The sequence below is a fragment of the Xanthomonas sp. Leaf148 genome (assembly GCF_001423585.1).
Taxonomy (GTDB): Bacteria; Pseudomonadota; Gammaproteobacteria; order Xanthomonadales; family Xanthomonadaceae; genus Xanthomonas.
Genome location: NZ_LMOP01000008.1, coordinates 722,898 through 739,876 on the forward strand (window position 1 = coordinate 722,898; position 16,979 = coordinate 739,876).

13 protein-coding genes are annotated in these 16,979 nt (G+C 57.4%); 12 read left to right on the forward strand and 1 reads right to left on the reverse strand.

The window, feature by feature from the left end; translation table 11 throughout:
• Window positions 1-43 precede the first annotated feature (43 nt).
• Window positions 44-706 (forward strand): maleylacetoacetate isomerase, encoded by a 663-nt coding sequence (gene maiA / locus ASF90_RS07840; RefSeq protein ID WP_055848086.1) that lies wholly within the window; start codon window positions 44-46, stop codon window positions 704-706.
• Between the two features lie 312 nt (window positions 707-1,018).
• On the opposite strand, the gene ASF90_RS07845 is transcribed toward maiA, so the two are convergent.
• Window positions 1,019-2,152 (reverse strand): PilT/PilU family type 4a pilus ATPase, encoded by a 1,134-nt coding sequence (locus ASF90_RS07845; RefSeq protein ID WP_029221250.1) that lies wholly within the window; start codon window positions 2,150-2,152, stop codon window positions 1,019-1,021.
• 99 nt (window positions 2,153-2,251) lie between these two features.
• On the opposite strand from ASF90_RS07845, the gene ASF90_RS07850 reads away from it, so the two are divergent.
• From ASF90_RS07850 to ASF90_RS07890, 11 genes are all read left to right on the forward strand, one after another.
• Window positions 2,252-2,635 (forward strand): DUF4398 domain-containing protein, encoded by a 384-nt coding sequence (locus ASF90_RS07850; RefSeq protein WP_055848089.1) that lies wholly within the window; start codon window positions 2,252-2,254, stop codon window positions 2,633-2,635.
• On the forward strand, window positions 2,632-3,522 hold the full coding sequence (locus ASF90_RS07855) for a hypothetical protein (protein ID WP_055848091.1): 891 nt from the start codon (window positions 2,632-2,634) through the stop codon (window positions 3,520-3,522). The genes ASF90_RS07850 and ASF90_RS07855 overlap by 4 nt, the downstream gene beginning before the upstream one ends.
• 353 nt (window positions 3,523-3,875) lie before the next feature.
• Complete coding sequence (locus tag ASF90_RS07860) at window positions 3,876-4,094, forward strand: YdcH family protein (RefSeq protein ID WP_005991804.1); 219 nt, start codon at window positions 3,876-3,878, stop codon at window positions 4,092-4,094.
• Window positions 4,095-4,333: 239 nt separating this feature from the next.
• Entirely contained in the window at window positions 4,334-5,704 is a 1,371-nt protein-coding gene (locus ASF90_RS07865) for a pyridoxal-phosphate dependent enzyme (RefSeq protein WP_055848094.1), read from the forward strand.
• Between the two features lie 89 nt (window positions 5,705-5,793).
• The gene (locus tag ASF90_RS07870) at window positions 5,794-6,981 is read left to right on the forward strand and encodes a cystathionine gamma-synthase (RefSeq protein WP_055848096.1); all 1,188 of its coding nucleotides are present in this window, start codon (window positions 5,794-5,796) and stop codon (window positions 6,979-6,981) included.
• Window positions 6,982-7,040: 59 nt separating this feature from the next.
• Entirely contained in the window at window positions 7,041-7,349 is a 309-nt protein-coding gene (locus ASF90_RS23375) for a hypothetical protein (protein WP_115560198.1), read from the forward strand.
• Between the two features lie 2 nt (window positions 7,350-7,351).
• A complete protein-coding gene (locus tag ASF90_RS21775; protein ID WP_153066582.1) occupies window positions 7,352-10,564 on the forward strand; it encodes a glycosyltransferase in 3,213 nt (1,070 codons plus the stop codon).
• Window positions 10,561-11,355: an ABC transporter permease gene (locus ASF90_RS07875; protein WP_115560197.1), complete on the forward strand. Its 795-nt coding sequence runs from the start codon at window positions 10,561-10,563 to the stop codon at window positions 11,353-11,355. The genes ASF90_RS21775 and ASF90_RS07875 overlap by 4 nt, the downstream gene beginning before the upstream one ends.
• On the forward strand, window positions 11,352-12,617 hold the full coding sequence (locus ASF90_RS21780) for an ABC transporter ATP-binding protein (RefSeq protein WP_082473453.1): 1,266 nt from the start codon (window positions 11,352-11,354) through the stop codon (window positions 12,615-12,617). Before ASF90_RS07875 ends, ASF90_RS21780 begins: the two co-directional genes overlap by 4 nt.
• Complete coding sequence (locus ASF90_RS21785) at window positions 12,614-14,011, forward strand: FkbM family methyltransferase (protein WP_082473454.1); 1,398 nt, start codon at window positions 12,614-12,616, stop codon at window positions 14,009-14,011. The genes ASF90_RS21780 and ASF90_RS21785 overlap by 4 nt, the downstream gene beginning before the upstream one ends.
• A complete protein-coding gene (locus ASF90_RS07890; RefSeq protein WP_082473455.1) occupies window positions 14,011-16,908 on the forward strand; it encodes a glycosyltransferase in 2,898 nt (965 codons plus the stop codon). Before ASF90_RS21785 ends, ASF90_RS07890 begins: the two co-directional genes overlap by 1 nt.
• Window positions 16,909-16,979: the final 71 nt, after the last annotated feature.

The following is a 16,979-nucleotide window of genomic DNA, read 5'->3' on the forward strand; positions in this document are numbered from 1 at the left end:
CGCGCAGCGTCCTGCCGGCGGGCGCGGTCACTGGCGGCCGCGCATGAGCGCGGCGCTGGAGCTGTTTTCGTACTGGCGTTCGAGCGCGGCGTATCGCGTGCGCATCGGGCTGCACCTGAAGTCGCTGGCCTATGTCACGCACCCGGTGCATCTGGTGCGCGACGGCGGCGAGCAGCATGCCGCCGCCTACGCGCAACTCAATCCGCAGGAGCTGGTGCCGACGCTGCGCCACGGCGCGGTGGTGATTCCGCAGTCGCTGGCGATTCTGGAGTATCTGGAAGAGGCCTTTGCGGATAGTGCGCAGCTGTTGCCAGCCGCCCCAGCCGACCGCGCCCTCGTGCGCGCGCTGGCGCAGGTCATCGCCTGCGATGTGCATCCGCTCAACAATCTGCGCGTCACCCACTACCTGGAGCGCGGCGTTGCGCTGGACGCGGCGCAACGCCAGCAGTGGACGCAGCACTGGATGCAGTGCGGCTTCAGCGCGCTGGAAGCGCAACTTGCGCAAGACCCGCGCACCGGGACGTTCTGCCATGGCGAGACGCCGGGCCTGGCCGATTGCGTGCTGATCCCGCAGCTCTACAACGCGCGTCGGTTCGAGGTCGATCTGACACCGTATCCCACCTTGCAACGGATCGAACGACAGTGCCTGGCACTCCCGCAATTCGACGCTGCCCGGCCAGAAGCCCAACCCGACGCGGCGGTGTGAGTGCAGCGAGATGTTCGACGGTGGCAGCAGTCCTTCGGCCACCGTCCCTCACAGGCAGGAAACGTGCGGCGCGTTGAAGCGGTGCCTAGTGTTGAAGCGGTGCAGAGTAAGGTGAGGGCTTGAACGACAGCCCTGATCCGCGCCAAACCCCAGCCACGGGCCGCAACGGAAACAAATCAGTCGCAGCGGGCCGCGCCAGAAGCAGATCAGTCACAGCGCGCCATCACCGCGCGCGTCAAGGCCCATGGCCTTCTCCCGCACGCGGGAGAAGGTGGCGCGCAGCGCCGGATGAGGGCGCTGCCGCATTCCCAATCAAATAAACCCGTGACTGATCTTCGGCGCCGACGCTGCCTCGTAATCCGCATACGGGTCGTGCTCGCCGGAGCCGCCTTCGGACAGGCGGAACTTCAGCGCCAGGCCATCGCGCGAATCGGCTGCACGCAGCGCTTCTTCCTGCTCGATCTCGCCGGTCTTGACCATGCGGAACAGGCATTGATCGAAGGTTTGCATGCCTTCTTCCAACGACTCTTCCATCGCCGCCTTGACCTCGTGCACCTGGCCGCGACGCAGCAGGTCGCGGATCATCGGGGTATTGAGCAACACTTCGGTGGCGGGGCGGCGGCGGCCGTCCACGCCCTTGACCAGACGCTGCGAGACCACCGCGCGCAGATTCAGCGCCAGGTTCATCAGCACGTTTTTGTGCGCGCTTTCCGGGAAGAAATTGAGGATGCGCTCGATGGTCTGGTCGGCGTTGTTGGAATGCAACGTCGCCAGGCACAGATGACCGGTTTCGGCGAACGCGATGGCTGCCTCCATGGTCTCGGCATCCAGGATTTCGCCGATCAGGATCACGTCCGGCGCTTCGCGCATCGCATTCTTCAGCGCGCTCTGGAAGGCGTGCGTGTCCAGGCCCACCTCGCGCTGGTTCACGATCGACATCTTGTGCTTGTGCAGATATTCGATCGGGTCCTCGATGGTGAGGATGTGCCCGGTGGTGGTGCTGTTGCGGTGGTCGATCATCGACGCCAGCGAGGTCGACTTGCCGGAGCCGGTCGAGCCGACCACCAGCACCAGCCCGCGCGGGGTCATGATGACGTCCTTGAGCACCTGCGGCAGGTTGAGCTCTTCGATGCTCGGGATCCGGCTGCGGATGGCGCGGATCACCATGCCCACCTCGCCACGCTGCTTGAACACGTTCACGCGGAAGCGGCCGGCATCGGGCAGGGCGATGGCCATGTTGAGCTCGAGCTCGCGCTCGAACTGCGGCACCTGGCCCTCGTCCATCAATGAGTAAGCGATTTTCTTGACCATCCCCGGCGGCAACCCCGTGTTGCCGAGCGGGTAGAGCTTGCCTTCGATCTTGATGTACACCGGCGCGCCGGTGGTCAAGAACATGTCCGAGGCATTCTTTTCGGTCATCAGCTTCAGGAAGTAGCCGATATCCATGCGCAATGGTTCCCCAACAAACAGCAGCGTCTCGTTGCAAGTCCGCCGCAGGCTTCCGACAATGGCCGTGCTCGAGACTTCCTCGCTACGGCTCCCCTAATGACGGCTAGCTTCGCATACTTGCGGCGATCCCTGTATGGCATCGCCTGTTTCATGGTTCTTTCCTCTCCGGCCGCCGCCCAGGTGGCACCGGAGCTCACTGCCGCCGAACAGGCCGTACAACGCGCCACCCAGGCCGATGCCGACCAATACGCCCCGGATCTGGTCAACCTGGCCCGCCAGGAATTGATGCAGGCCCAGCAGGCGCAACTGGACAAGCGACAGCGCAAGGAGGTGCCGCAGATCGCCCTGCGCGCCGCCGCCGATGCCGATCTGGCCAAAGCGCGCAGCGAAGAGGCCGTGGTCAGCGCCCAGCTGGAGCAACGTCGCAAGGAAGTGGCGCAGCTGCAGAACACCCTCAACACCGGGGAGAACGGCCGATGAAACTGCGTCCCTTGCTTTACATCGGTGCGCTGAGCCTGGCCACGCTGTCTCCGCTGGCCATGGCCGCCAAGGACGACCCGCAGGCCGACGCGCTCAATCGGCGGCTGGCAGCGTTGCAGAACGACCCGCAGACCAGTGATCTGGCCCGCTACGAGCGGCTGCAGGCCCAGCAAAGCGTGGCGGCACTGGCCGAGGCCAAGCGCCGCGACCGCGATGCGCTGGTGTTTCTGGCCGACCGCCGGGTCGAGATCGCCGAGCTCACCGCCCGCACCGCACTGGCCCGGCGCGAGCTGGACCGCCTGGAAGGCACTCGCAACGATTTGCTGATCGAAGCCAGCCGCCGTGACGCCTCGCGCGCCCGGCAGGAGGCCGAGCGTCTGCGTGTGCAGGCGCAGATCCAGGCCGAGGAGGCCGAGCGCATGCGTCAGGCCGCCGAACAGGAAACCCTGGCCCGCCAGGATGCCGAGCTGGCGTTGACCAGCGTGGCCGGCAAGCAGACCGCCAAGCTCAATGCCGCCCAGCAGAAGGCCATCCAGCTCGCCCATGAAGAAGCCGAGTTGGTGGCCGGCGCCAAGCTGCCGTCGTCCAAGGTGGACAGCCGCGGCGAAGTGTTCTCGCTGGGCAGCGGCGCGTTCGGTGGCAAGGCGGCCTTGTCCGGCGATGCGGCCGGGCAGGCCAAGGCGTTGGCCGAGTATCTGAACATCGGCAAGAAGGGGCGGGTCAGCATCGTCGGCTTCGACAGCGATGCGGGCACAGCCAAGAAGCGTGCCGAGGCCCTTCGCGACGCGTTGGTCGCTGGCGGTGTCGCGGCATCGCGGCTGCAGGTCAGTGGTGGCAAGGGTGCCGCCAGCAAAACGCGTGCGGCCGAGGTCGTTGTAGCGCCGTAGTGCAAGTGGTTGGAAGTTAAGGTCTTTTAACCCGGGCATGACGCCCGGTTGAACCGCGGTCACTGATTGCGCCAAGGAACGGCAAAAGCAGCCGTTCCGGCCTTGAACCCCCTCCGCGACCGGCGTAGGGTCGTACCTCCGGGCAGCAACTCCGCCGCCCGGAAAGTACGGAGGGCCGGGCCAGTGACGCAAGGGCACGCAGCGACGCAAGCGGTTGGAACAGATGGTGGTTTCGTCAGTGCGTCTGCCGTTGTGACCTTTGCCAACGTGACTCGTGGGTCTTCCATTCCCAAGCAGCGCCCTGTGCCGTCCGCGGCCGGGGCGTTCTTGTTTTAAGTGAAGGAGGTAACGCCATGTTCGAAGGGCAACCGCAGACCGAAATCGACGCATTGATCAAGTCCGATCCCGAGTTCAAGCAGCTGTACCAACGCCACAAGCTCTTGAACAAGAAATGCATGGATGCCGAACTTGGGGTACTCCCCATCGACGACGTGACCTTGGGTCAGATGAAACGCGAAAAATTGCAGGCCAAAGAAAAACTCACCCGGATGTACGACCAGCTCACGCACTGATCCTTCCCCACCGTTAGAACAAGTTCACCGTCGCGGGCGGTGGCAGCCTCCTCGTCGGCTGTCACCGTCCGCGTCTTTCGTTTTGGCATAGGCCTGCTGTGCGACGCGCTGCTCTTTGTGAGCAGTTGAGCACGCTCGTTCATGGGCGGGCACGATCGTTTCCCGCCTGAATGAGCATTCCCCGGCCGTTCGTCGGATAATGATCGGCCTAGCCCGCGCGGCGCAGCGACGATATCCCGATGGCGATTCATTCCTCCGTACTCGAACTGATTGGCAACACGCCGATCGTCAAGGCCCAGCGCCTGGACACCGGCGTCTGCGAGCTGTTCCTCAAGCTGGAGGCGAACAATCCCGGCGGGTCGATCAAGGATCGCATCGGCCTGTCGATGATCGAAGCGGCCGAGCAGCGCGGCGACCTCAGCCCCGGCGCCACGCTGGTGGAAGGCACGGCCGGCAATACCGGCCTGGGTCTGGCCCTGGTGGCGCAGCAGAAGGGCTACCAGCTGATTCTGGTGGTGCCGGACAAGATGAGTCGCGAGAAGATCTTCAATCTCAAGGCCATGGGCGCCAATGTGGTGCTGACCCGTTCGGACGTGGCCAAGGGCCACCCGGAGTACTACCAGGACCTGGCTGCCAAGATCGCCGCCGAAACCCCCGGCGCGTACTTCATCAATCAGTTCGGTAACCCGGACAACCCGGCTGCGCATGAGTTCGGCACCGGCCCGGAAATCCTGGCGCAGATGGACGGCCAGCTGGACGCGATCGTGTTCGGCTGCGGCAGCTCCGGCACCATGACCGGCCTGTCGCGCGCCTTCGCCACCGCCTCGCCGCACACCGAACTGGTGCTGGCCGACCCGGTGGGCTCGATCCTGACCCAGTACATCGAAGAAGGCACCGTCAGCGAGAAGTCCGGCAGCTGGCTGGTCGAAGGCATCGGCGAAGATTTTCTGCCGGATATCTCGGATTTTTCGCGGGTCAAGAAGGCCTATTCGATCAGCGATGCCGAAAGCTTCCACACCGCGCGCGAGCTGCTGGCCAAAGAAGGCATCCTCGGCGGCTCGTCCACCGGCACGTTGCTGGCCGCAGCGCTGAAGTATTGCCGCGAGCAGACCACGCCCAAGCGTGTGCTGGTGTTCGTGTGCGATACCGGCAACAAGTATCTGTCGAAGATGTACAACGACTACTGGATGCTCGACAACGGTTTCCTGGAGCGCCCGCAACATGGCGACCTGCGCGACCTGATCCTGCGCCCGTACAACAAGCGCGACACCGTCGTCGTGGGTCCGAAGGACCTGCTGACCACCGCCTACCAGCGCATGAAGCTCTACGACGTGTCGCAGCTGCCGGTGATCGATGATGGCCAACTGGTCGGCATCGTCGACGAAAGCGATGTGCTGCTGCATGTGTATGGCGATGAAGCGCGCTTTCGCGATCCGATCTCCACTGCCATGGTCAGCAAACTCGATCGCCTGGATGTCGCTTCCCCGATCGAAGCGCTGCTGCCGGTGTTCGACCGCGGCCAGGTCGCCATCGTCATGGACGGCACGCAATTCCTGGGCCTGATCACCCGCATCGATCTGCTCAACTACCTGCGTCGCCGCGTGCAGTGATCGCGCAAGGCCGCGCGTGTCAGTGAGACGCGCGGCATTGGCCGTTCAGACCTGCTTGATACAATCGCCCACTTTTTCCGGGAACCTCCATGTCCAACCGCATTACCAAGAGCCACGATGGCGAGCGCGCATTGGCGCTTGCAACGCTGGCGATCCATGGAGGGCAGTCGCCAGATCCGAGCACCGGCGCAGTGATGCCGCCGATCTACGCGACGTCCACCTACGCGCAGTCCAGCCCCGGCGAGCATCAGGGTTTCGAGTACTCGCGCACTCATAACCCGACGCGGTTTGCGTACGAGCGCTGCGTTGCCGCGCTGGAAGGCGGCACGCGCGCGTTCGCGTTTGCCTCGGGCATGGCCGCCACCTCCACCGTGATGGAATTGCTGGATGCCGGCAGCCACGTGGTGGCGATGGACGACCTGTATGGCGGCACCTTCCGCCTGTTCGAGCGCGTGCGTCGCCGCACCGCCGGCCTGGATTTCAGCTTCGTCGACCTGACCGACCCGGCCGCCTTCGAAGCCGCGATCCGCCCCGACACCAAGATGGTGTGGATCGAAACCCCGACCAACCCGATGCTCAAGCTGGTCGACATCGCAGCGATTGCTGCCATTGCCCGCAAGCACGGCTTGCTGATCGTGGTCGACAACACCTTCGCCTCGCCGATGCTGCAACGCCCGCTTGAGTTGGGCGCCGACATCGTCGTGCATTCGGCCACCAAGTACCTCAACGGTCACTCCGACATGGTCGGCGGCATCGCGGTGGTTGGCGACAACGCCGAGCTTGCCGAACAACTGGCCTTCCTGCAGAACTCTATCGGCGGCGTACAAGGCCCGTTCGACAGCTTCCTCGCCCTACGCGGATTGAAGACCTTGCCGCTGCGCATGCGTGCGCACTGCGAGAACGCACTGGCGCTGGCGCAGTGGCTGGAAACCCATCCCGCCATTGAAAAGGTGATCTACCCCGGCTTGGCCTCGCACCCGCAGCACGCACTGGCCAAGCGCCAGATGTCCGGCTTCGGCGGCATCGTCTCCATCGTGCTCAAGGGTGGCTTCGACGCAGCCAAGCGCTTCTGCGAAAAGACCGAACTGTTCACCCTGGCCGAATCGCTGGGCGGCGTGGAAAGCCTGGTCAATCATCCCGCCGTCATGACGCACGCCTCCATCCCAGTAGCCCGCCGCGAACAACTCGGTATCAGCGATGCGCTGGTGCGGTTGAGTGTGGGGGTTGAGGATGTGGGGGATTTGCGTGGGGATTTGGATCGTGCTCTTAACTATTGAGACGACGGCTGTGGATTGGTCGACGTATCGGGATAGCCTGCCACATGTGTGCCTGGCCCATGACTATCATGGTTGATAGCCACTCATCTGAAGGACGGTTGCGCAGCTGGATTGCCAAGTGCATGCGTTACGTGTTGCTGCGACCAACCCTTAAGAAACCGGTCATGCAGCTACTGGCGATGGTGCCGGGCCTGTCGCTGTCGTTGAAACGATTTGGCGTCCGTGCCGGACTTGCACAATCCATGGGGCCTGGACACTTGACAATACATGCACGCCATCAAAATCTCTTGCGGCAGGGAAAGCTTTCGGTGCGCGAAGCCCAAATATATCGTGAACTGTCCAAGGCTATGGCCAAGAGGCAGGGCTAAAAGTGCGCATTGTCCTTGACTTGCAGGGTGCTCAAACCAGTAGCCGGGATCGTGGAATAGGTCGCTATTCGCTCGCCTTGGCGGAAGCGATGTTGCGTCAGCCGCGCAATCATGAGTTTTGGATTGTCACGAACGCTGATATCGCCCCACCTGATCTAGGTGATATAGCAGTTCTGGTGCCACCCGAACGGCGAGTTTCTTTTCGAACCCTGCAATCCACGCATTGGCAGGACTCGGCGAATTGCTGGCGCCGCATGGCTTCTGAGCGTGCGCGGGAAGCGTTCCTGCGCGCCCTTAAACCTGATGTCGTCCATGTGTCGAGCTTGATGGAGGGTTCGCAGGATTGCGCCGTGACGTCGATCGGGGCTAGCCCGGAATCCGTTTTTACTGCAGCGACGCTCTATGATCTCATCCCGATGCATCACTCTGAATATCTTTCTGCCGCCTGGGCGGAGCGGTGGTATCAGGATAAATTGGCCTCGTTAAAGCGTGCCAACTTGTTGTTGGCAATTTCCGACTATGTTCGATCAGACGCGATGGAGATGCTCTCTATCCCTGCAGAACGCATTGTCAATATCTCATCCGCTGCTGCAAGCACTTTCAAGCCAATTCCTGTTGACTTTGAAATTCGACAACGCTTCTCAATCGATTATGGAATTCTTGGTCCCTACATGATGTATAGCGGGGCAATGGATGTTCGCAAAAATCTAGAATGCCTGCTTGTCGCGTATTCGATGCTCTCAGCAGCTTCAATAGCTCGTTGCCAGTTGGTCGTCAGCGGGCGGCTGAGCTCATTGGAGCGTGACCGGTTAGGGCTGATTGCGAATCGACTATGCATCGCACCGGATCGCCTTGTATTGGTGGGACATGTCTCGGATCTAGAGCTCGCGCAACTATATAGCGGCGCTGAACTCTTTGTGTTTCCGTCGCTGCACGAGGGATTTGGGCTCCCCATTCTTGAGGCGATGGCATGTGGTGCGCCTGTTATTGGCTCAAACCTTACTAGCATTCCTGAGGTGCTCGCGCGACGTGATGCTCTGTTTGATCCGAAGAATCCCTCGGCGATTGCGGTGGCAATCGAGCGAGTACTGTGTGAGCCTGCCTTTGCACAAGATCTGCGGCAGTATGGATTACGGAGGTCTCATGAATTTTCTTGGGCCTCAAGCGCCTCGCGGGCGCTAGATGCATTTGAGAGCCGCGCTCGGACAGGGGAGGCGATAGGAGGATGGGCGCACATGCTGGACACCCAAGGCGCCGACAGGTGTGTGCTTATCGGTGAGTTGGTGGATGTGGATAGCGCGTCAGTTGCTGCCAATGACCATGATCTGATGTCTGCTGCCGCCGCATTGGCGGCAAACGAAGAGATGATCAGGAATGCCTATCGTCACCGCGAGCCGTTGGCTGCTAAGCCTTCGTGGAGAGTCGAAGGTCCCTTCGATAGCAGCTACAGCCTGGCTCTTGTGAATCGTGAGTTAGCAAAAGCATTGAATGATTTGGGTCTGCATGTTGCTCTTCACTCTACTGATGGTATCGGGGACATTCTCCCGGACCCGCAGTTCATGAAGTCGGTTCCCGAACTCGAAAAGCTACACGCCCAGGCTGCTCGGCTGATACCCCGTCAGGCTGACGTCAGCAGCCGCCTCCTCTACCCACCCCGTGTCGCCGACATGGATTCACGCTTTAACTTTCTACACGCTTATGCATGGGAGGAATCCGAAATCCCGTCTGCATGGATCGAAGATTTCAATGAGTTCCTTCAAGGCATCAGTGCCCTCTCGTCTCATGTCTGCAAAGTACTGATCGACAACGGGGTTGGCTTGCCTATTGGGGTGTGTGGGGCGGGCGTTGATCACTGGAGTCGAGTCTCGGACGATGGCGTGTTTCCACTGAATGCTCGTAGCTTTCGGTTTCTCCACGTCTCATCCTGCTTACCTCGAAAAGGTGTAGACGTTCTGTTGCAGTCATACGCTGAGGTATTTAACGATGCTGATGATGTAACGCTGATTATCAAAACATTTGCTAACCCTCAGCAAAACGTCAGGCATCTTCTACATCAGCTGCAAAAAAATAACGCGCGCTTTCCTCATGTCATCTTCATTGAACAGGATGTCGACAGTGCTCAATTGAAAAGCCTTTATGCACAATGTCATGTCATGGTTGCTCCAAGTCGCGCGGAGGGATTTGGATTGCCATTGGCTGAGGCAATGATGTCAGGCTTGGCGGTAATCACCACTGGCTGGGGAGGGCAGTGCGATTTCTGTACTCCAGAGACTTCGTGGTTGATCGATTATGAGTTCGCGAAAGCAGATACTATTTTTGACCTGCCGGATTCCGTGTGGGCAGAGCCATCCCCGGAGCACCTGTCTCGGCTTCTAAGGGAGGTCTGGGAACTGCCTGAAGAGGTACGCAGTCTCCGCACCAAGCGTGGTCAGAGTCTGCTGAGTGAGCACTTCACATGGTCCGCTGCTGCGCATCGTTTGCTGCATTTCGCCAGCGATGTTTCGAGGTTGCCAAAAGATGATTCAATGCCCAAGGTTGCCTGGGTGGGCTCGCTCGACTGCAAGCGAAGTGCCTCTATTGCAGTCAGTGAGCTCATCCATGGACTGCCATATGAGGTGAGGATCCTTTCCGAACTTGATGTCAACAACGTCGAAATGAAAGTGGAATCCCTGCCATGCTGGCGCGGCGAATCAATAGATTGCGCGAAAGTCCTGTTGGCCGAAATAGAAGCTTTGAATCCAACTTGGGTGCTCATTCACTACCAAATAGGACTAATAGCGCAAGATCAACTTGAGCTGCTATTGGCGCAACTAAGAGTGGGACGGACGAGCATCGTGCTGCTGTTGGAGAATGATGAAGACATTGTTGCATGGTCGGATTCATTGCTTACTCAAGTCAGGCACTGCGCCCGCGTTCTTGTACCGGATGTAGATGGTCTCAATGCATTGCGCAGGCGTGGGGTCGTCGACATATCCGCAATTCTTCCGCGTCGCTCGCTTGCAGAAGCTCAAGAGCAGGCTGGGGTATCGCCGTCTATTCGTCTCCGGAATATGCTGCGTGCAATTCACTTATCTTCAAAAATAACGCGCGGGGCTTCTATACAGTGCGGTCTTTCGCAGCAAGATGTTTTAAATAATGTCGATCCTTTTAAGTCTTTTCCTCCGCAGCGATCTTTTGCGGTGGCCACATGTAGTGCCGGTGAGGCGTCTCAATGAATGATATGTTGCGAGCCCTTTGGGGCTATAGACATTTTGTGTTGTCTTCCATACGGAACGACCTGAAGATAAGGTTCGTGCGTAGCAAGCTTGGTGGTTTGTGGATGATCATCCATCCGTTGCTCCAGGTGTTGATCTTCGCAACGATCCTGTCCACAGTGTTGTCGGCGAAGTTGCCTGGTATAGATAATAAGTACGCCTACGCGCTTTACCTTATGTCGGGCACGCTGTGCTGGAGTTTGTTCGCTGAGACACTTAGTAGGTGCGTCACGCTATTCGTAGACAGCGGTAACCTCATGAAAAAAATGTCGTTCCCCCGAATCTGCTTGCCATTTATCGCGGGCGGGACCATGTTGGTCAATAACATATTATTACTTTTCGCCATCTTCTTAGTCTTCGCTGCGCTAGGTCACCTGCCTGGTCTTAATGCGTTATGGTTGCCGGTATTGATGCTAATTACCTTATCATTCGCAATGTCAATTGGCCTTCTTCTTGGTGTGTTGAACGTCTTCATGCGCGATATTGGACAGGTGGTGCCGGTTGTGCTGCAGGCATTGTTCTGGTTAACTCCAATTGTTTACAACATTCGTATACTGCCGGAGCATGTTCAGGGTATTTTTGCACTGAATCCTCTTTACCCACTTGTGACTAGCTACCAAAACGTTCTGCTTTACGATAAGCCTCCCGTATGGGGAGGGATAACATGGCTTTTGGTAATAACGCTCGTCGTTGGTCCAATAGCGCTGCTCTTGTTTCGTCGTGCAAGTTCAGAAATGGTGGACGTGTTATGAACGGTGAGTTGATTCTTTCCGGTGTCGGCAAGGCATATCGCAATTGGGGTAGTGAATGGAAGCGTATTGCATCGTGGCTCGGATTTCCGACGCAGCCGATTGAAGAGCATTGGGTATTAAACGATATAAATCTGCATGTCCGTGCTGGTGAGACAATAGGTCTGATCGGTCAGAATGGTGCGGGCAAGAGTACGTTGCTTAAAATCGTGACGGGCACCGTGCGGCCCACGGTTGGTAGTGCAGATCACAATGGACGCATCGCAGCGATTCTAGAGCTAGGTATGGGTTTTAATCCTGAATTGACTGGGCGCCAAAACGTCATTCATGCTTCAGGATTGATGGGTTATGAGGTTTCGCAAGTGCTTGAGGCAATGCCTGATATCGAAGCATTCGCTGAAATCGGGGAATATTTTGATCAGCCAGTACGCACTTATTCCAGCGGAATGCAGATGCGCGTCGCTTTCAGTGTCGCAACGGCATTTAAGCCAGACATACTAATCGTGGATGAAGCGCTGTCGGTCGGTGACTCATACTTTCAACACAAGAGCTTTGACCGTATTCGTACTTTTCGTGAGCAGGGAACGTCCATCCTTTTCGTCTCGCACGGTATGTCTGAAGTCAAGACGCTCTGTGATCGCGTTATCTTGCTTGACGCAGGGCGTGTGCTGAAAGATGGGGCGCCTGATGAAGTCGTTGATTTTTACAACGCGCTTGTAGCGAAAAAGGAAAACGAGACGCTCCATATCGAACAACGCCGGGAAGACGACGGTTGGTTGCAGACACGTAGTGGAACGCGTGAGGTGACGTGCGAATCGCTTGCACTGTGTGATGCTGACGGTAGCCCGATCCGTGTGGCGAAGGTCGGTCAAAAGGTGAAGCTCAAACTTGTGGCTGGAGTTCATGTCGATGTGGAGCGATTGGTGCTCGGATACATGCTGCGCGATAAATTCGGGCATGTTGTTTGGGGGACTAACACTTGGCATACAGGGCAGGTTGAACGGGAACTTGTTGCCGGTGATTCCGTTGTTTTTTCGTTGGAATTTACATGCACCCTCGGCCAGGGATCCTACTCTGTGTCCCCTGCTTTGGTAAGCGGAGACAATCATCTCGAGAATAACTATGAGTGGATCGATAACTTACTGGTTTTCGATGTGGTGAATGTCGATCGTGATGTTTTCATCGGTACTAGTTGGTTGGATGCCAGATTCTCGATCGATCGTGAAGGAGCTCAGGACTTGGATAGCCGCGGAGGTGTCGCGTGACCGAGGGGATCATTTCGTACGCGCAGAACTTCGAAGATGTGATGTTGTGGCGTGCGCTTGGAGGCGTTGTTGCCGGTAACTACGTGGATGTGGGCGCACAAAGTGCTTTCGAAGATTCTGTAAGTCGTGCTTTTCATGAGCATGGCTGGAAAGGAGTCCACGTCGAACCGATGTCGTTTTATGCGGATCAGCTTCGCAACGAGCGTCCTGGCGATGTAGTTCTGCAAGTCATGGTCGGATCGGATGAGGGGATCGGCGAGTTCTTCGCTATGTCGGGGACGGGGCTGAGCACCTCTCGTGAAGATTTGGCCAAAGACTATCAGCGCGACGGCCGTGAAGTCAGGCGTGAAGTTGTTCCTATAGTGTCTCTTGATAAGGTGCTTGAGATCGTCGATGGCGACATCCATTGGTTGAAGATAGATGTTGAGGGAGCCGAACGGCAGGTACTTGAGGGCTGGCAGGGAAATCGCCGTCCATGGATACTTGTGATCGAAAGCACCAAGCCTATGAGTCAAGAGCAAAACCATGATGAATGGGAAGCCTTGGTCACGAGTAAGGGATACCGCTTCGTTTACTTTGATGGATTGAACCGCTTCTATGTCAATGATATGCATCCATGGATCGAAGATGCGTTCCGTGTTGGTCCCAACGTATTCGATCGTTTCTCCTTGGCGGGTACCGCAACGTCTACCTTCGCCGCGAAGCTGAAGGAGGATGTTGTTAGTGCGCGCCATAATCTGTGGTTGATCGAAGGCGAAAATGCCCGCCTGCAGGCTGAGCAAGCGTCATCACGTGACTCCATCGTCCAGCTTGAGCATGTCCTCCTTCAACAACGTATTGATTCAGCTGAGCGTGAACGTACGCTACTTATCCGACAGACAGAGATAATGGCTGGTGCTGATGCACTTCAAGAACGATTAGAGCGAGAACGTAATGCTGCGGTTGACGATGTAGCAAGGCTATATGCCGACCTAAGGGCTATCCATTCTAGTACCTCTTGGCTTGTAACTGGTCCTCTGCGATCATTGTCGCGTCTGGTACGTTGGGTTATTAAAATGCCGACGTTAGCTCTGCGTCGACTGTCTGGCAAAGTTAAGGCCGATGCTGGGCGCTTCGTGCATGGCGTGACGCGGCGCGCGGCCCGTTCTCCGATAATGCGGAGATTAGTGCGGCGTGTGCTTGCGACAAGTCCCGGTCTCGGAATGCGCGTTCGTCAACTCCACAGAGCGTCGGTGGGCCCTGAAGTAGTGGATTATCGGCAGAAAACATTAGCTGAAAGTGAGGTCAGTGCAGTGTCGCAGAAGCTATCCGAGCCTCTGCCTAAGGGCATTTCCGCATATGCGCGTCAGAGCTTGTTGCGTTTGCGCTATGCCGCGACGAGAGGCAAGTATTAGTGCGTATCGTTATCGATCTTCAGGGTGCACAGACCGGTAGTCGCTTTCGCGGCATTGGGCGCTACTCGTTGTCCTTGGCGTTGGCGATGGTGCGTAACGCCGGCTCGCACGAGATCCATGTAGCACTCAATGCGCGCTTGGGCGACAGTATTGAGCTCATCCGAGCTGCATTTGGAGACTCGCTTCCCTCCTGGCGTTTCCACATATGGATGTCATCGTCGGAGGGGATGGCTGTAGACGAAGGGGTTGAAGGGCGTGTTCGCGAAGCTTTCTTCGCTTCGTTGAAGCCGGACATCGTGCACGTCTCCAGTTTGTTTGAAGGCTGGAGTGATTGTGCGATCACATGTATTAATTCTGGAGTGCAGCCACTGCGGACTGCGGTGACGTTGTTTGATCTTATTCCTATGATTTATAAGAAGCGCTACCTGGATAACCCGGAGATGGCGCAATGGTACTTTAGAAAAATTGCTCATTTGCGGCGTGCAGATCTGCTTCTAGGTATTTCCGCTTCCGCAGCCCAGGAAGCTATCGATCATCTTGGATTCGAAACGGATAAAGTTGTCAATATTTCTTCGGCAATCGATGATGGTTTCAAATGCCTGCCGGCTGGTTCATGGGATAAGCAGGCACTGCTTGGTAAGTATTCGCTTTTCCTGCCTTATGTAATGTATACGGGCGGGATTGATCATCGGAAGAATGTAGAAGGGCTAATACGGGCTTACGCGCTGCTTCCGAAGGACGTGCGCGCCACGCATCAGCTGGCCATCGTATGTTCGATAAATGATGATGCGCGTGCGATGTTGAAAAGGTTGGCGCGTGACTCTGGCCTACGTGACGATGAGCTTGTTCTTACTGGGTTCGTGCCTGACGAAGATTTGGTTAAGCTGTACAACGCGGCACGCTTGTTCGTATTTCCTTCGTGGCATGAGGGCTTTGGTCTGCCCGCTCTCGAAGCAATGCAATGTGGCGCACCGGTTATCGGCGCGTCCACATCGAGCCTGCCTGAAGTGATTGGTCTAGAAGAGGCTCTTTTTGATCCGCGTGATGAAAATGCCATCATGGGAAAAATGCATCAGGGCTTGACTGATGAGCCGTTTCGGCAGCGTCTCCTTGCGCATGCTCCGGGCCAAGCCACGAAGTTCTCGTGGGACGCGAGCGCAATCCGCGCCCTCAACGCAATGGAGGAGGCTTGCACGCGACCGCTCCCACTTATGCGTCCGCGGCTTGCCTATGTTTCTCCCCTTCCCCCGGAACGAAGTGGTATTGCGGACTATAGTGCGGACCTGATTCCTGAACTAGCACGACACTACGAGATTGATGTAATCGTAGCGCAGCCCAGTGTCGATAACCCGGCTGTGGCGGGCGCAGCTCGTATACGCGATCTCGCCTGGTTCGAGCTTCATGGGCGTAGTTATGATCGGGTCGTCTATCATTTCGGTAACTCCGAATTCCACGTCCACATGGTTGAGATGCTCGAGCGAGTCCCGGGTGTCGTTGTGCTGCACGATTTCTTCTTGAGCGGAATGTTTGCTTATCGCGAGCTCATGCTCGGCGTGAAGGGATCCTGGTCTGATGTGTTATATCGATCACACGGTTATGCACCTCTGCCTGCACTCGCCGCTAGGCAACATGAACCCGTTTTACTGAATTATCCCTGCAACTTTACGGTTCTCGCAGCGGCACTTGGTCTGATTGTCCACTCGGCCGTGTCGACCCGTATGGCCTGTCAGTATTACCCACATAGCAGCACGCTACGCTGGAAAGAGGTACCTCTCTTACGTGCACCTGCGCAACTTCCTTCATCCCGGGCTGCTGTGCGAGATAATTTTGATTTGCCGTCGGATGCATTTTTGGTGTGCAGTTTTGGCTTCACTGCACCAACCAAGCTGAATATTGAGCTGGTTGACGCATGGCTAGCGTCTCCTTTGGCCAACAACGACCGTTGTTATCTTGTCTTCGTCGGCGGCGCAGATCCAAACGAATACGGACTAGCACTGGATAAGAAGATTCGTTCAACTTCGGCAGGTGAACGCATCCGCATAACGGGGTTCGTTACGCAGGATGACTTCCGCGGTTATCTGCAAGCGGCAGATGTCGCTGTACAGCTGCGCACAATGTCCCGGGGAGAGACTTCGGCAGCCGTCCTGGATGCTCTCAGTTATGGACTAGCGACGATCGTTAATGCGAATGGCTCAATGGACGACCTACCTGATGATGTGGTCATCAAACTGCCCAACGACTTTGACAATAGTGCTTTGCGGGATGCATTAGCGCTTCTCTATCAAGATGAGGTGCTACGAGCGCAGTTGTCCGCGGCCGCCAAGGCGCTGATGACTGAGCACCACCAGCCGCGGCGCTGTGCAGATGCCTATGCTCAAACGATTGAAGAGTTCTACGTACCAGTTCAGGGCTCCCAGCAGCAGTTGATGTCGTCTCTTGGGCGCTATTTGGCTGATGGCGGCAATGTGATCAACGAAGAAGCTTTGGGTCAGGCATTGGCATGGAACTCATCATTGCCGCAACCTGCGAAACAGGTATTCGTCGATGTTGTAGCGTTGGCCGAACGCAGTGTCGCGATTGGTCGGGATGCCCTACGCGATTTGTTGCTCGCGCCCCCAGTAGGCTGGCGGATTGAGCCGGTCATAGTTTCAGACGATGGAATTTACAGTTATGCCCGTCAGTTCACTTTAGAGCTGCTCGGCTGCCCGACGAGTATGCTATGTGATGAGCCAGTTGATGCGCGTGTCGGCGATATTTTCATCCTCTCCGCTGGCGCGCCCTCGGCTGAGTCTGCTAAGCGTCATCTACGTTGGAGAGGTGTGGTTGAGGTCGCCTGGTCTGATTGGCTAGTTGCAGCAGGTGTTCTGAATGAAGCGCCGCACGGATCGAGTCCATGACCATCGTGTGCCGCAAAGCTGCGGCTGAGTATTTAGATTCTCTAACCCTCACTTATCATTGAAGAAGAAGA

Coding starts and splice junctions, on each gene's coding strand:
- ASF90_RS07865 (WP_055848094.1), top strand. CDS start 4,334: ATGGCGATTCATTCCTCCGTACTCGAACTGATTGGCAACACGCCGATC.
- ASF90_RS07850 (WP_055848089.1), top strand. CDS start 2,252: ATGACGGCTAGCTTCGCATACTTGCGGCGATCCCTGTATGGCATCGCC.
- maiA (WP_055848086.1), top strand. CDS start 44: ATGAGCGCGGCGCTGGAGCTGTTTTCGTACTGGCGTTCGAGCGCGGCG.
- ASF90_RS21780 (WP_082473453.1), top strand. CDS start 11,352: ATGAACGGTGAGTTGATTCTTTCCGGTGTCGGCAAGGCATATCGCAAT.
- ASF90_RS07855 (WP_055848091.1), top strand. CDS start 2,632: ATGAAACTGCGTCCCTTGCTTTACATCGGTGCGCTGAGCCTGGCCACG.
- ASF90_RS23375 (WP_115560198.1), top strand. CDS start 7,041: ATGACTATCATGGTTGATAGCCACTCATCTGAAGGACGGTTGCGCAGC.
- ASF90_RS07875 (WP_115560197.1), top strand. CDS start 10,561: ATGAATGATATGTTGCGAGCCCTTTGGGGCTATAGACATTTTGTGTTG.
- ASF90_RS07845 (WP_029221250.1), bottom strand. CDS start 2,152: ATGGATATCGGCTACTTCCTGAAGCTGATGACCGAAAAGAATGCCTCG.
- ASF90_RS07860 (WP_005991804.1), top strand. CDS start 3,876: ATGTTCGAAGGGCAACCGCAGACCGAAATCGACGCATTGATCAAGTCC.
- ASF90_RS07870 (WP_055848096.1), top strand. CDS start 5,794: ATGTCCAACCGCATTACCAAGAGCCACGATGGCGAGCGCGCATTGGCG.